Consider the following 13,652-nt stretch of genomic DNA (forward strand, 5'->3'; position numbering starts at 1 on the left):
CGACCGTATGTGTAGGATAGGTGGGAGACTATGAAGCCGGGGCGCCAGCCTCGGTGGAGTCGTCCTTGAAATACCACCCTTACTGTCGTTGACGTCTAACCGAGGGCCGTTATCCGGTCCCGGGACATGGCGTGGTGGGTAGTTTGACTGGGGCGGTCGCCTCCCAAAGTGTAACGGAGGCGCGCGATGGTGAGCTCAGAGCGGTCGGAAATCGCTCGTCGAGTGCAATGGCATAAGCTCGCCTGACTGCGAGACTGACAAGTCGAGCAGAGACGAAAGTCGGCCATAGTGATCCGGTGGTCCCGCGTGGAAGGGCCATCGCTCAACGGATAAAAGGTACTCTAGGGATAACAGGCTGATTTTGCCCAAGAGTCCATATCGACGGCAAAGTTTGGCACCTCGATGTCGGCTCATCACATCCTGGGGCTGGAGCAGGTCCCAAGGGTATGGCTGTTCGCCATTTAAAGTGGTACGTGAGCTGGGTTCAGAACGTCGTGAGACAGTTTGGTCCCTATCTGCCGTGGGTGTTCGAAGCTTGAGAGGATCTGTCCCTAGTACGAGAGGACCGGGATGGACATACCTCTGGTGGACCTGTCGTGGCGCCAGCTGCGCAGCAGGGTAGCTAAGTATGGAATAGATAACCGCTGAAAGCATCTAAGCGGGAAACTAACCCAAAACAAGGCTTCGCTGAGGATCGTGGAAGACTACCACGTTGATAGGCCAGGTGTGGAAGCGCGGCGACGCGTGTAGCTTACTGGTACTAATAATCCGATCGGTTTGATCGTTTCTCAGCAAAACTCATTCGATGATTGCTTCCTTGACCGAAGCAATCTCAGACAATGTCTTCTCTTCATTCCGCTGTCCGCCTCGTTGACCTGGTGGCTATGTCGGAGGTTCCCACCCGATCCCATTCCGAACTCGGTCGTTAAGCCCTCCAGAGCCAATGGTACTTCGTCTTAAGGCGCGGGAGAGTAGGTCGCCGCCGGGTCTACCAGGCGGACAGCCGAATGAAGCGATTATCCTTGGCCTACCGCGCTTCGCGCGACTTGAGGCCAGGCTCGAACCGTTCTTCCTCACGATCCTACCGTTCGCCGCGGGATGGAGCAGCCCGGTAGCTCGTCAGGCTCATAACCTGAAGGTCGTAGGTTCAAATCCTACTCCCGCACCCAGTTTTAACCCGCTATTCCAACAGGATAGCGGGTTTTTCTTTGGCCATTCCCCACCCCAAATCCGCCCGTGGAAGCCTCGTGGAAGCACCCGGCGCGCAAATGCAGGCACAGCGGGGCTTTGGATCACGATGCTGAGAGACGACGCGGCGACAGCGGTTGCTCTCGCCAGAGCCAAATGCGACGCTTCGCGCGACCTAGGAGCTCTTGATGACCGACACCCCGACCGAACATGCCGGCGCAGCCGATCTGCTGTCCTCACCGCCGACATCGTCGTGGCGTTCCTGGCCAACAACAAGGTCGATCCCGTTGCGGTCCCTGAGGTCATCAGCGCCACTCATTCGGCCCTGGTCCGGCTAACGGCCGCACCGGCCGAAGCGACCGCAGAGACAGGTCCCGAAACGCCCGGCCGCGCTGCTATTCGGAAGTCGGTGACGGAGGAGGGGATTGTCTCCTTCCTGGATGGCAAAATGTACAAGACGCTGAAACGACACCTCAGCACGCGGGGCTATACGCCCGACAGCTATCGTGAAGCGTTCGGACTGCCGGCCGACTATCCCATCGTGGCGCCCGGCTATTCGGCCGTAAGATCCGCCCAAGCCAAGGCGATCGGGCTCGGGGCTAAACGAAAAGGCACGCCTCCGAAGCAGAGGGCCAAACGAGCGTCCTGAAGGCGACACGGGCAGGCACCGGTGTGCAGTGCTTGAGGCTGGCTGGTTATGTTTCCATCTACAGCGGCGCACCGCCGCCGTTTCTACGAAGTGTTGCGCGTGCGTTCGATCAAGCCAGCATCTGACGCTTTGGGTGGACCTTCAGAAAATCCTAAAGGGGAAGCTGATTGCGGATTTCTGGTCGCCGCGCACCAGCTCAGCGGCAGTCGGTTCAACTAGCCCGGTAGGCGTCCAAATCCCATCCGCCACTATATTGGCTGTGATAACCGTCCAAAGGCTGCGGGAGACCGGCGATGACAGCCAACTGACCGATGCAGCGGCTTAGATGTGCCCTAAGCTGTTCAAGCGCATCGAAGTAGACCTGCCTACTCTCGTGGGAACGGTAGCGGCCATCCTCGCCACTTGTAGGGGTCTGCTGGCGAAGCGATTGTTCAAAGGTTAGGAATTGCCGGATTGGCCCAAGCATGAGCTCGATGAGATTCGCGAGCACAGGGTCAGTTGAACCGATCAATCGGACTTTGACCTCGAGCAGAGATGCACGGATTTCCTGGAAAGCTTCCAAGGCCTCGTCGATACAACTGTCACAACACTCTTGAGAGTTGAGGACGCGCCGGTCAGCCAGCCGAGTGACCAATTCCGCCGCGATTAGGCGATCGGCTTCGCTCGCACGGGACATGACAGTCACAAACGGCAGGGAAATCGGAACGGCATCGAGGCCCACCCGAGGTAAACGGCGAACATCGGCCAGCACATTGGCGATGTTGAACTGGAAATGGATGGCACCCGTACGCATGGCGGGGAGGCTAAAGCCGAAGGCGACGCCTGTGCAACCGTGCCTCATGGTTAAGCGCTGGCAAGCGGACCGATTCCTATGCAAAACCGTGTTCATGAACAGCGTCAAAGCCATAGATATCCTTAAACGCCAGTCCGGGGCCGCGATTTCCTTGGCGCGTGGGGACAAGGATGTGCCCGAGTTCAGCAAGTGGCACCGCGATACCAAGGTCGCCATCGAGCGCATCTTTGGATCACAGAGCAGCCACATGTCGGATTACGAGGACGTCCGATATTCCCTCGGCATCTTCACGACGGATACGCCCGACTACGTCTTCGCGGAGGCCCGCCGCGATGGTCTGAGGCATGCGGCCACCATTCTGGACTCCATGATCGACGAGATCACCGAGTATGGCCTGCCGGGGAGGCAGCAGCGACTGAGGTTCCGGACGCTCTCGCTTTGATCGAGAAGCTATGCCTCCGCTTCCACGCAGCGGCCCGTCAGCTTAGGCACCGTCACGGCGATCGGCCTACCCTCACCATCGCTGACGAATATGACGTCCAAGACCTGCTTCACACGATCTTGCGCCTTCACTTCGACGATGTGCGGCCAGAGGAGCATTCACCGAGCTACGCCGGACGAGGGTCTCGCATCGACTTTCTGCTCAAAGCCGAACGGCTCGTCGTCGAGGTGAAAAAGACCCGCCCGTCGTTAAAGGCTGCTGCTCTCGGCGAAGAACTGATCGTCGATCGCGCGCGCTACCAAGCGCATCCCGGCTGCGACACACTCGTATGTTTCGTCTACGATCCTGATGGTCTGATCAACAATCCGCGTGGCATCGAGGACGACCTTGAAGGAGTGCAAGGTACCCTGCGGACCCGCGTTATCATCGCACCACGTAATGAGCCCCGCTAGTCTGGGCGATGGCCCCACCGAAGGCCGCTCTCGGTTCAGAATGGGACAATGACGCCTGGTTCAGACCTGGCTTAAGCCGCCCAAGCCACCGCGTCGGCGTAGTTCTCGCCGTCTTCCACGGCGGCGCGCCGCCCTGGGTAAATCCGAGAACTATCCCGCCGATGTTGGACTTCTCGGTTGATGTTGGGAAGGCGCAGTTCGAGGTCACCGGCGGTGAGGCCGATGATCCCTGATCGCAACAGGTGCCAGTGTTGCTTCGTCGGCTTTTTTTAGACCTGGGCGGCGTCGTAGTCGGTGTTGAACTGGATGGTCGCCCGACGATGTAAGTCATCGAGTGCTGCATACTCTTCCACGATCGTCCGCCGGAGTCGGAAAGCGGTCGCGGTGATGTTGGCATGCAAAATGACCTCGATCGCCAGCGTGATTGCTTCGCCGACTTCGTAGAAGTTTGCCCAGACCATCTGGTCGATGGGTTGGTCGAAGAAATCCGCCGTGATCTGCATGCCGGCCTTCTGGCCGTAGTCGAAGACCGCCGACGTCGCGATCAGGTTAGCGTGGCCGCTCAACAGATTGATTTGGTCCTTTAGCTCTTTGATCTTAGCGTTCTCATCGGGGAACGTTGTCTTGAACCACGGGTAGACGAGCTTGGTCATCAGCAACTTGGGTTCGACCATGTTGCCCTGATCGTCCTCGGTGCGGTGATCTGGCTGGGGATGGGCGAGAAGATACGCTGCGAGCGTGGTACCTTCGAGAACCTGACGGATGCAGAGGTTCATCTGAATGCGGTGCTGCCGCATGGCGGATAGAAGTGCCTGACCGGCGAATGATCGCACCGTTGCCCACGCTCCGGCGAAAAGCATGTGTGACTTCGGCAGGTCGGTCACCATGCTGTCCATGACTGAGAAGGCACCGTGGGCGAAGACGCCGTAGATACCGGCCCGCTTCGCGGTCCACTCGATCATCTCCGATTCCTGTGCCGCGAGTAGCTGGATGCGATGGTCAGGAACGACTTGGGCACCCATCAGGCCAAGAACCCTTGCCGAACCGTCATCGCGACATCGATCAACTCATCGTATGCCGCTCCGAAGCCGGGTTGCAGTTTGATACCTTGGGCGTCCCTCGCAGCGGTGCCCAGCATGGTGATGGCCAGCATGATGACCTGACCGGCGAGGTAAAGGCTCATCCGCGTCTCATCCTCATTCGGGTGGTCGAAGAACCCTCGATCGGTGTCGGTATTGGCCAGATAGTCGAAGACGAAAGCCGACCCCAGCACAGTCGCGTGTGAGAGGTGCCGGTTGATGTGATCCTTGTTGTGCTTCAGGTCGCGGCTTAGGGGCGGATAGGCGGTGCCGATCCATCTGAACGCACGCTTTAATCCCTCTTCGTTGGCGGCCATGAATTCGTCGGCCGACATGTCGGGTTGGTTTAGGTCTTCGGGCGTGCCGGGGTGAATCGCGTGGTAGCCCATCAGCGACGTCGCCTCGATGACTTGTCGGAGGTTCTGACCACTCTCGATCCGATGTTGGCGTAGGGCGGACAGGACGGACAGCCCGGCCATCTTTCGGGCGTGAACGTAGATGCCCTGAAAAAACATCTGTCCTTTATCGACCGACGCCAGACAGGTGGCGAAGTGGTCGAAAGCCATCTGTGCGAACCTGGCCTGATCGGGAGCGACCGAAAGTGTCCACGCCATCGCCTTCGGTTCGTTGGCCGTCACCGTCTCCAAGACAAGCGATAGGTCGTTCATGGTCTTCCCCGGAGCCGAGCCGCTCAACGGGGGACACTGCCGGTGGAAGTCCCCATTTCCACTCGCAATCTGGGGGTATCCACGTCTCCCTGAGATCCATTGAACTACCAAATTCCCTCGCGGCTCTGCTCTCTCCGAACCGGATTGGCGACCACATTCATGCCGAGCTAGGATCGGCTATGGCCGATGGCTTCCTCACAGAGATTCACTACCTCGTCGCCACGCCGGATTGGCGGCCGGAAGACACGACCCCTCTAGCGGGCTTCTCGCCTCGGTTGGCCTTGTCGAGCGAACTGATCCGGCGCGTCGCTCTTCTTCCTGCTAATGTCTACGAGCTGTGCCCCGAGTATCACCTGGGGCGCATCGCCAGCCGCGTCTGCGGCACATCGGCCATCCAGTTTTTCCCGCAATCTCCTCGCGCAATCATGTCCGAGCCGATGCCGCTGGAAGCGCCATTCTCGGTCATCATTCTTGGACCTGGGCAAAGCGTCGCGCCTTATCAAACGTGGCTGGCAAGCTGCCCGATCAAGCCCGTTGTGGTCGCCGAGAAAGACGGAACGCTTAGCTACGCGGAATTTGATGTCGACGGCCTCCAGAAAGCGCTGCTCGCTACGTGCGACGCCATGATGGCGTTGTCGCCCAGTGAGGCCGTTGCAGACACCAAGCGCTGTATCGGGTCTTGGTCTCCGCCTGCGGTGCGCAGGCTGGACTACACAGTGGGCGGCCACGCCACGGTGACGCCCAATCTGATCGCGCTGTCCGTCCTGGGGTTCGACAGCCCCGTGACGGGGCGGTTCAAAGCGACAGGCGACGGCATACAGCCGTATGTCGCGCAGATCGTGCAAACGACGCGCAGTGTGCTCGAGGAACGGGCGGCGGTGCCGGAGACACTGCCCGAACCCAGCTTTCCTAGGCCACCCGCGCTCACGCTCTTTGCGCCGGCGGTGTACCCGCATGTGAACGCCCTGAAGCCGGTAGCGAACGCTGACAAGCTTGAGCGCCGGAACTTCCGCATAATCAAAAACATGATTCAGCGTCAGCGGGGCTATGCGTACGACATCACGACCGAAGCCCAGAACGTAGCCCTGACCGGCATGACGGTCGAAGAGGCGAAGTCGGGGACGGGCACGTTCAAACCCAACGTGTTGATGCAGGCCCGTCAGATTGAATTGCAGCTCACAACGGCCGTGATGGAGATTCTGACGGCCTCGGAAATCTCGGCCGTCGCGCGCCTTCCAAACGACATCAATCGGACCGGATCGGCGGTGCGTCAATTCTCCAACCACTACCGCATGGCCAATCGGTCCGACGCCGAGACGCTGGCTGATTTTCGGGCCGTGCAGGCGCGCATTTCCCAGGCGGTGCCGCCCGAGTTTCTGGACCTCATTCGCGATGGCGGCGATCAAATCCGTATCGTCGCCGACGCACATCTGGAATGGCTTGAGGTCGATGGCCTGCCGCTGTGCCTGCGTAAGCAGGTTTCGCGGGTGTCGGTGACGCCTGGAAACCTGTTCGTCTCACAGATCGGCGCACAACAGCCGATCCGGATCGTGCCCGAAACCTTCAAGCGCGTGCTCGTCCTGAGCGCCCTGAAATCCGAAGACCAAATCCGAGGCATGTTCGAGGCTGCCTTCGTGACCTTCGGCAAACTCTGGAAGGACAGGTTCGAAATCACCTTCAAGGAGGTCGGCAGCGCCGACCAACTGGCGGACGCGATCAACGCGTTCGACGGCGCCATCGCGATCTTTGACGGGCATGGCACGCATGACCGCGACAAGCCGGCCGTGCTCATGCTCAAGGACGAGGCATGCGATGTGTGGTCGTTGCGCGCTCGGATCAAACGCGCTCCGCCGATCATGATCCTTAGCGCCTGCGATACGCATGCAGCCGACCGCAATCACGCGACGACCGCGAACGGCTTCCTGATGCTGGGCTGCCGTACCGTTCTGGCGTCGGTCTTCCCGTTGGAGGCCATGAATGCGGCGACGTTTGCGGCACGGCTTCTGTACCGGCTCGCCGAATTCGTGCCGCCCATGATCAATGCGGTCGGCAGGGCCATGACCTGGGCCGAAATCTGCTCCGGTATGATCCGCATGCAGGCCGCCACAGATCTGCGTCATGAATTGCTCAAGAAGCGCCTCATCACCGACGCCCAGATGATCGAGCTGGGTGAGGCCAGCAACCGCGCGATCAATCTGGGCGATCCCGACCCGTTCGCGACCATCGAGGCGAAGGTTGTCGAGCTTGGCCTCGATGAGAAACGCGCCAAGCGCGAACTTCAGATGGCCATCGCGGGATCAAGCGCGATCAGCTACCTCCAGATGGGCCGGCCCGAGACCATTCTGTTCGACACGCCTGAGCGGCTGGCGCGTGAGGCAGCTCAGATGGACGAATCCTAATCTATTGAGCCCAACCGTCGCTCCAGCGCACTGCACTCAAATCGGACAGCATGACTGATCGCGCATCAGGCATGGCGAGATCGACTGTTCCATCTGCTGAGCGTTCTTTTAGACTAAGCGAAGGGGCTCGGAACGCGACCGGCTGTGATCTTCGGCGACTGATCGGAGGGACTCGATCAATCGCCTACGATATCGAGCAGGGGATCTGGCGCGTCAGGCCCGGCGGGACCATCTCCCCGTCAGCGATTGGGGGTCCACCACCAGGCTGCGCAGGCATCCATTCAGCGATGACGTCCTGCCAGTTCAATTCGCGCGGCGATTTCTGTGTCCAGACATCCCAGAAATCGGGGTCTTTCGATTGCGGCTGGTGCGCATCCGGCAGTTCATCGATTTCAACGAGGATCGGGATGGGCGTCGCCCACCCAAGAAGGATAGCTTGTCGCGAAGGCAGGCTCGGCAATTCTTTGAGAAGTCCCCCTACATTGTCGGGCACGAGCTTAGACACGAGGCCTTGGTCGGCGTCGTTGACGAGGCGATGCAGCAGAAACGTATTGCATTGAGCCAGCACCGTCGGAGATAGCTCGGATGGCCGCTGCGAGGACAGCACGAGACCTAATCCGAACTTTCGGCCTTCCCTAGCGATGCGCTCGAACGTCTCTCGACAAAGGTGACTCGGTGACAAGGCATCGATATCGCCGCCCTTCTTGATGAAGGAATGAGCCTCTTCAAGTACCAGGACCGTCGGCAGCGTCTTCCCTTCAGGATGGACGCGTCGATATCGTTGGAGCGCCTCGAAGATCAGCCGCGCTGTGACGGCGACGACGATATGAACGACTTCGGCGGGCACGAGCGAAAGGTCAATGACCGCAAGCGGTCCGTTGCTAGCGCCATCATCGCCCACATAGTCTTTCAGCCAGTCCTCGAAGGTTGTGGGCGGGTCGCGGGAGATGACAGGGCCGAGCCGTTGGTCCGCGAGCATGCTCTTAATCCGAAGACCCAGCGTCGAGATGAACGCCGCCAGATTGCCTCCTTGTTCGGTGGCGATCTGCTCAAGATGAGCAGGCAGTTGGTTCACGTCGAAATATGTAGGGGAATCCTCGCTCGTGCCGATGAGTTCGACGGCTTCCGGAAGGTCGCGAATTAGCGCCTGGATTTGATCGCGCACGCCTTCAAGGTCATCGAAGCTGAAGTCGTTGAAATAGCCATTGCCGGAGCTACGGTTGTCTAGAACCTCGCCTGCCGCGACTGAAATCTCGCGCAGTGGGTCGTGATAGGCGACGTCCATATCATCGACGAACGCCAGCGTGTCGTCTCGTATTCCTTCAAGGAGTCGGGCTGCAGAAAAGCGAGCTGGCACGCTACCGCTGAACGCTGGAGCGCCTTGATTTAGAAGCGCCACGATCCGGATTACATACGATCCAAGGTATCTTCGAACGATGGCCTCTCTTGGCACACCATGAATATTCCCCCTTTTAGCTCACGAAGCCCCTGCATCAAAAGTGGGCGCTGAGCACCAGGCTGCGCGTGGGCTACGGCAGTCCATTCGTGGCCGCTCCAAAGCCACGCTGGAACGTCTAACGGTCGAACGTCGTCGGCTACCGGAGGGACACGGAAGACACGCGTTTGCCCACCCAGATCGTTGAAGGCCTTGGAATATTCTCCATTCGGATCCAGGATAATGAAGCGCGCATTCGGCGTAGGATTCTCGCCACCAATCTCTCGCTTACTTGCCTCCAGTGACCAGCGAATGAGGCCGGCAACACTGCACGATTTTCCGCTGCCGGTATTTCCCAAGACGGCGAGGTGGCGCCCAAAAAGCTTGTCTGGATCGACCTTGATCGCTGCATCGGCCGCGAGCGGTGATGCGCCAATCCGGACGCGTTTCTCCGAGTCCTTTCCGCCGACAATAGCGTCGATCTGTTCGGGCGTCGGAATCAGAACTTGGTCGCCGACAGAAGGGAAGGCGCTTACCCCTCGCGACAGTTCGTATTTTACCGTACCTGACGCGCTGTCGCGTCGCGACCGAAGAGTGCCAACGGGGGCCACCCACATCTTCCTCAGCGGGAAAGGAAGGTCGATGAGGCCAAAGTCTTTGAGGCCTGCCCGTTTCGGGTACGGAGAACGCTCGATCCCGATCCAGTGGACGTAGGCGACGGTCGCGCCAGCTTCATTCGGGATGACGACATAGCTGTTGAGCCTCGGAAACGACGACGGCGTCCCTGTATTGAGGGCTGTTGTGTGCGGAGCCTCAAGCTCGAGCTGGATCCGTATCTCACCGGGCGCAACCGACTCGACTGAACCGATGACGAGTTCAGCAAGGCGTTCGATGGCGCTGGTCATCCCTGCGCTCCTTCTCCGCCACCGCCGGCGATGTCCGGTCCAGGTTGATCGACTGCTGCTTCACGGACCGGAGCGATATCTGGCCGCCGTCGAAGGATGTCAGACAGGCGGCCGGTGATGTAGTCGAGCGCCGGCTTCGGCAGATAATGTTCGACGAGATTTTCGAGGCCGCCGAAATGCGATCCGCAAAGAAGCGAGACTTGGGCCGTTCGGACCTTTTTGCAGAAGTTCTTTAGCCGATCATCGACGCCATAGCTTATGATGACGATGTGCGTGGACGGGATCGAGAGCATGTCGAGCAACACGCGATTGATATGATCGTCTCCGAACCCATAGCCGTAGGTGACAACAACGGCGTTGGGGCGACAGACGGCTGCCGCCATATCGCGGAAAATCTCGGCGTAAGGGTAAGCGGTGGTCTCCACGTCCTTTGCAGGGTTGGGATAGATCATCACCGTATCGATTGGACTTTGCGGAATGTCCGTGTGGTCGTCGGCAGCACCGAAAGGAATGCCGACTCGCCGGATCACTTTCGACGCCTTATCGAACTGCCAGTCGATCGACCCGTGCAGTTTCGACACCCGCACGACGCCTTCCATGAACCGAGGCTCGCCTCGAATTCCTGGCGGGTTGTAGTGCATATCCAGTTCGACCCGCGATGATCGAAAAAGCGGATTGAGCGCACCGACGAAACGATCAACGATCCGAAGACCGGCAAGATCGCAGCCGTGCTCGATCAACCGCTCGTAATTCGTCGTGAAGACGTGCAGGCGCTCGCGGGACGCCGAACGACTGGCAAAGCTCAAGAGGAAGGATTGGAGGAGGCTTTCAGCTTTCAGCCGACCATCTTGGTGGGCCCCTGATATGGCCCGTTCCGTCGCCAGAATGCTGCGCAGGAAATCCAACATCTTGGCATCAATCTGCCTCTTGAACGCCGTTGCAGCTGCCTCGTCTGTGACTGTCAGCCCCTCAAGAACGGCGAGGGCGCTACGGAACTGATCTTCGATGTTTGCCGCCCCTCGGCCCATTGATTGAGCGGTGGTCTCAGCGTGCCGATTGATACTTGCATCATAGGCGCTACCGAAGGCGATCTGGCCCATGTCTGCCGCTCGGCCGCCAGCGGCAAAAGCGACCGCTGATGTGAACCCGCTGCCCAGCACCAGATTCAGATGCTCGGCTTGGAAGACGGCCGACAACCAAGGTTCGATATAGCGTCGGGACCGCTCAATGAACTTCTCAAGATCTTCACCCGCAGGCAGATCGTCGACGGCATCGAGGTGCGAGCCGGCCCTGTAACAGTGCGGTTTCCAATCCATCGCCTCACCCCTGACTTTTCCCGATGTTGGAGGTTCGGGCCCTCTACGACAAGTTGAACGGTAAAGTGTGCGAGACTCAAGGTCGGTCGCTATTGGTGCGGGCCCGAGCCACCGCAGGACAACTCCTGGCGGGTCTGGGTGCGATGCTGACTGCTGCCCGCGCGCTCGCTTGGTGCGGATCCCTCAATGGTGCCAAGGTCCGATACCGGGCGATCGAGGCAACAAAGACGCCAAAACAGAGAGGGCAAGATAAAAGCCACAAGGTGCGGCGGGGGTGGGGTGATGATTCCTCGTCGTATTTCAACTTGATAGGTCAAGGCGTGCGCCGAGCGTGCACCTTGCCTTGGCGGTCATCTCTTTGAAGCGGCGCGGTAAATCGCGCCTTTTCTGTGCGTCTTGGCTGTCTGAGCGGACCGGGCCGCTCTCGGCCGGTCAAGGGCGGCTGCGCCGTCGCGGAGCGATGAGCACGTGCCGCGCTCACCCCTGACAGGCCTTTCGCGGCCCGGCGTGGGTCCGCCATAACGACGCTGGTGAAGATCAGGCCTTCAGTCGAACGCCTGGTCCGCCAGCAGCGTCTGCTGGAATGAACACGACACCAGCCTCCTCGAGTGAGTTCTGAATCCGCGCCATATTGGTGGTGAGGATTGCGCCTTTGCCGGTCTCAAATCGCAGGATGGTGGAGTCCGCGACACCGGATCGTTCTGCCAACTCGCGAACGCTAATCCGAGCGCAGCACGGGCCATACGAACCTGCACAGCATGCATCATGACTGAAATTCCTCTCTTGATGATGGAATTTCGTTGACATCGTCGCTGAAATTCGGTCGAGTGTAATGGAGATTCCATCAAACTCCACCGTTCAGCGATGACTGGGCGACCGAGCGTTTGCGCGGGAGGTTCCGCATGCCTGATTTCCAGAGGGTATCTTGGCACCAACAATGGCTGGCGCTCAATGACGAGTATGCCCGGCAGTTAGACACTTGGGCGGTGGCCTTGGCGCGGCTTGAGCGCCAGCCGGGTTGGTTTGCCCTGTCAGACGCGGATCGCGATAGGGCGGAGCGGGCCTGCGGACTTACTGACACAAACACCCGCCTGCGGTTGATGGACCGCCGCCTTCGCCGCTGGTTACGCTTTCTGCCCAAGGTACCGGCTCAGGATATCGAGGGCGTCATTGCGAACCTGCAAGTCGCTGAACGCCTCCTGGCGCCGGAAGAAAACCGCATCGTGCATGGACTGATCGTCAGGGCCGCCCGCGATCTCTCACGTTTGAAGCATCCGTCGTGACACGCGCTCGTTGGCGCCCCGATAGACGTTTGGCCCAGGTACTTGCGGGGAACGCCCGGGCTTTCAAGGAAATAGCACAAGCCGGAAACTCGGAGATTGACGGGTCTCGCGCCTACTATCTGGCTATCGCCACTGAGCTGGCTCTGAAGGCCTATCTTCTTCAGTGCGGGATCACGGACAACTGGAACCGCATCCATCTGCGGCATGATCTGAACAAGGCGCTGAGATGCGCTCGTATGGCAGGCCTACGTCATCTGCCAGACGGACTTCCTCAACTGATCGCCACCCTCAGCCCGCTCTATGCTTCAGGGGCATTATCCTTTGGGCAGGGCAAGCCCGTGCTCCTGATGACGCCGGAAACTGCAGAGGAAGTGGTCGGCGGCCTTCTATCGGCTGTTGCAACCGCCATGGATGACAACGGGCAGGCAGACACATGAACCGCCAGAAGGCCTCACCACGACGCATTTTAAGGCGCTCAACTGCCGCTGATCAGAAGCGCGCCCTAGCCAAGGCGATCCTCCAACTCCCGGCCGATCTGCGGGACGTGTTCCTGCTGCACCGGATGGCGGGGCTGTCCTTTGAAGAGATCGGCCAACAACTCGGCATCAAGCGCACCGTGGTTCAGGCCCATCTGGCGGAAGCCTTGGCGCGGATTGCTCGCGCGGTGCCCCTGATGATGTCTGACATTGGGCTGGGCTTAGCGATCATTGCTGACAGCCTGCCCGCCAAATCACCGATGTCACTAAATGGCAAAGGACGTTATTTGACTCATATCGGACTTTGGGAGCGTCCGCTGACGGCATCCAACTACGAATCTGAAGATCGGACGTTCGAATCGTTTCGAGCGCGACGCAAGTGTCGGACGACACAGCAGGCTAGACTCCGACACAGAAAGTTGGACTCATTGGCCCACATCTCGGGCTCCCAGCATTTTCCAGGGTTTGAAGACTGGACTACCGCTGCAATTGCGGGGCGTTTGGATATGGTTCGGTCAGCTTCGGGCTCTTAGGTTCAGGACCCATTGATGTGAGGCGCTGGATCTG

General features: G+C 59.5%; 13 protein-coding genes, 1 tRNA gene and 2 rRNA genes (1 of these 16 only partly in view). 10 read left to right on the plus strand and 6 right to left on the minus strand.

What is annotated here, in order from left to right; genetic code table 11:
* The 4 genes from MU852_RS15245 to MU852_RS15260 form a co-directional block, all read left to right on the plus strand.
* Window positions 1-785 (plus strand): 23S ribosomal RNA (locus MU852_RS15245); it begins 1,993 nt to the left of the window's first position.
* Window positions 786-874: 89 nt separating this feature from the next.
* Window positions 875-988: ribosomal RNA gene (gene rrf / locus MU852_RS15250) — 5S ribosomal RNA — on the plus strand.
* 104 nt (window positions 989-1,092) lie between these two features.
* Window positions 1,093-1,169 (plus strand) — tRNA-Met (locus MU852_RS15255).
* 128 nt (window positions 1,170-1,297) lie between these two features.
* Window positions 1,298-1,837: a Ros/MucR family transcriptional regulator gene (locus MU852_RS15260; RefSeq protein WP_249750262.1), complete on the plus strand. Its 540-nt coding sequence runs from the start codon at window positions 1,298-1,300 to the stop codon at window positions 1,835-1,837.
* Between the two features lie 211 nt (window positions 1,838-2,048).
* On the opposite strand, the gene MU852_RS15265 is transcribed toward MU852_RS15260, so the two are convergent.
* Window positions 2,049-2,744: a DUF6650 family protein gene (locus tag MU852_RS15265; RefSeq protein WP_249750263.1), complete on the minus strand. Its 696-nt coding sequence runs from the start codon at window positions 2,742-2,744 to the stop codon at window positions 2,049-2,051.
* On the opposite strand from MU852_RS15265, the gene MU852_RS15270 reads away from it, so the two are divergent.
* Together MU852_RS15270 and MU852_RS15275 are read left to right on the plus strand one after the other, a co-directional pair.
* Window positions 2,725-3,072 (plus strand): hypothetical protein, encoded by a 348-nt coding sequence (locus tag MU852_RS15270; protein ID WP_249750264.1) that lies wholly within the window; start codon window positions 2,725-2,727, stop codon window positions 3,070-3,072. The genes MU852_RS15265 and MU852_RS15270 overlap by 20 nt on opposite strands.
* Window positions 3,069-3,524 (plus strand): PD-(D/E)XK nuclease domain-containing protein, encoded by a 456-nt coding sequence (locus MU852_RS15275; protein WP_249750265.1) that lies wholly within the window; start codon window positions 3,069-3,071, stop codon window positions 3,522-3,524. The genes MU852_RS15270 and MU852_RS15275 overlap by 4 nt, the downstream gene beginning before the upstream one ends.
* Before the next feature lie 269 nt (window positions 3,525-3,793).
* On the opposite strand, the gene MU852_RS15280 is transcribed toward MU852_RS15275, so the two are convergent.
* Together MU852_RS15280 and MU852_RS15285 are read right to left on the minus strand one after the other, a co-directional pair.
* On the minus strand, window positions 3,794-4,486 hold the full coding sequence (locus tag MU852_RS15280; protein WP_249750266.1) for a hypothetical protein: 693 nt from the start codon (window positions 4,484-4,486) through the stop codon (window positions 3,794-3,796).
* 59 nt (window positions 4,487-4,545) lie between these two features.
* A complete protein-coding gene (locus MU852_RS15285; RefSeq protein ID WP_249750267.1) occupies window positions 4,546-5,271 on the minus strand; it encodes a hypothetical protein in 726 nt (241 codons plus the stop codon).
* A gap of 179 nt (window positions 5,272-5,450) precedes the next feature.
* Between MU852_RS15285 and MU852_RS15290 the strand changes: the two genes are divergently transcribed.
* Window positions 5,451-7,670, plus strand: a complete 2,220-nt coding sequence (locus MU852_RS15290) for a CHAT domain-containing protein (protein WP_249750268.1) — start codon at window positions 5,451-5,453, stop codon at window positions 7,668-7,670.
* Between the two features lie 184 nt (window positions 7,671-7,854).
* Here MU852_RS15290 and MU852_RS15295 read toward each other — a convergent pair whose 3' ends face one another.
* The 3 genes from MU852_RS15295 to MU852_RS15305 all read right to left on the minus strand — a co-directional run bounded on the left by MU852_RS15295 (window position 7,855) and on the right by MU852_RS15305 (window position 11,326).
* Window positions 7,855-8,955, minus strand: coding sequence for an ATP-binding protein (locus MU852_RS15295; protein ID WP_249750269.1), 1,101 nt, complete (start codon window positions 8,953-8,955; stop codon window positions 7,855-7,857).
* A gap of 122 nt (window positions 8,956-9,077) precedes the next feature.
* On the minus strand, window positions 9,078-10,010 hold the full coding sequence (locus MU852_RS15300) for a helicase HerA domain-containing protein (RefSeq protein WP_249750270.1): 933 nt from the start codon (window positions 10,008-10,010) through the stop codon (window positions 9,078-9,080).
* A complete protein-coding gene (locus MU852_RS15305) occupies window positions 10,007-11,326 on the minus strand; it encodes an SIR2 family protein (RefSeq protein WP_249750271.1) in 1,320 nt (439 codons plus the stop codon). The genes MU852_RS15300 and MU852_RS15305 overlap by 4 nt, the downstream gene beginning before the upstream one ends.
* A gap of 902 nt (window positions 11,327-12,228) precedes the next feature.
* On the opposite strand from MU852_RS15305, the gene MU852_RS15310 reads away from it, so the two are divergent.
* Genes MU852_RS15310 through MU852_RS15320 form a run of 3 tightly spaced genes read left to right on the plus strand, consistent with a single transcriptional unit; the run spans window position 12,229 to window position 13,618 of the window.
* Window positions 12,229-12,609, plus strand: a complete 381-nt coding sequence (locus tag MU852_RS15310; protein ID WP_249750272.1) for a hypothetical protein — start codon at window positions 12,229-12,231, stop codon at window positions 12,607-12,609.
* Between the two features lie 29 nt (window positions 12,610-12,638).
* On the plus strand, window positions 12,639-13,046 hold the full coding sequence (locus tag MU852_RS15315; RefSeq protein WP_249750273.1) for a hypothetical protein: 408 nt from the start codon (window positions 12,639-12,641) through the stop codon (window positions 13,044-13,046).
* Window positions 13,043-13,618 carry an RNA polymerase sigma factor gene (locus MU852_RS15320; RefSeq protein ID WP_249750274.1) on the plus strand — a complete coding sequence of 192 codons (576 nt, stop codon included), beginning with the start codon at window positions 13,043-13,045 and terminating at the stop codon, window positions 13,616-13,618. The genes MU852_RS15315 and MU852_RS15320 overlap by 4 nt, the downstream gene beginning before the upstream one ends.
* Window positions 13,619-13,652 lie beyond the last annotated feature (34 nt).

Source organism: Brevundimonas albigilva (genome assembly GCF_023503965.1).
In the GTDB taxonomy this organism is placed as follows: domain Bacteria; phylum Pseudomonadota; class Alphaproteobacteria; order Caulobacterales; family Caulobacteraceae; genus Brevundimonas; species Brevundimonas albigilva.

Bases quoted from the DNA above. Each gene is read 5' to 3' on its own strand.
- MU852_RS15260 (WP_249750262.1), top strand. From the start codon at position 1,298: ATGCTGAGAGACGACGCGGCGACAGCGGTTGCTCTCGCCAGAGCCAAA.
- MU852_RS15270 (WP_249750264.1), top strand. From the start codon at position 2,725: ATGAACAGCGTCAAAGCCATAGATATCCTTAAACGCCAGTCCGGGGCC.
- MU852_RS15265 (WP_249750263.1), bottom strand. From the start codon at position 2,744: ATGGCTTTGACGCTGTTCATGAACACGGTTTTGCATAGGAATCGGTCC.
- MU852_RS15280 (WP_249750266.1), bottom strand. From the start codon at position 4,486: ATGATCGAGTGGACCGCGAAGCGGGCCGGTATCTACGGCGTCTTCGCC.
- MU852_RS15285 (WP_249750267.1), bottom strand. From the start codon at position 5,271: ATGAACGACCTATCGCTTGTCTTGGAGACGGTGACGGCCAACGAACCG.
- MU852_RS15290 (WP_249750268.1), top strand. From the start codon at position 5,451: ATGGCCGATGGCTTCCTCACAGAGATTCACTACCTCGTCGCCACGCCG.
- MU852_RS15295 (WP_249750269.1), bottom strand. From the start codon at position 8,955: ATGGACGTCGCCTATCACGACCCACTGCGCGAGATTTCAGTCGCGGCA.
- MU852_RS15300 (WP_249750270.1), bottom strand. From the start codon at position 10,010: ATGACCAGCGCCATCGAACGCCTTGCTGAACTCGTCATCGGTTCAGTC.
- MU852_RS15305 (WP_249750271.1), bottom strand. From the start codon at position 11,326: ATGGATTGGAAACCGCACTGTTACAGGGCCGGCTCGCACCTCGATGCC.
- MU852_RS15310 (WP_249750272.1), top strand. From the start codon at position 12,229: ATGCCTGATTTCCAGAGGGTATCTTGGCACCAACAATGGCTGGCGCTC.
- MU852_RS15320 (WP_249750274.1), top strand. From the start codon at position 13,043: ATGAACCGCCAGAAGGCCTCACCACGACGCATTTTAAGGCGCTCAACT.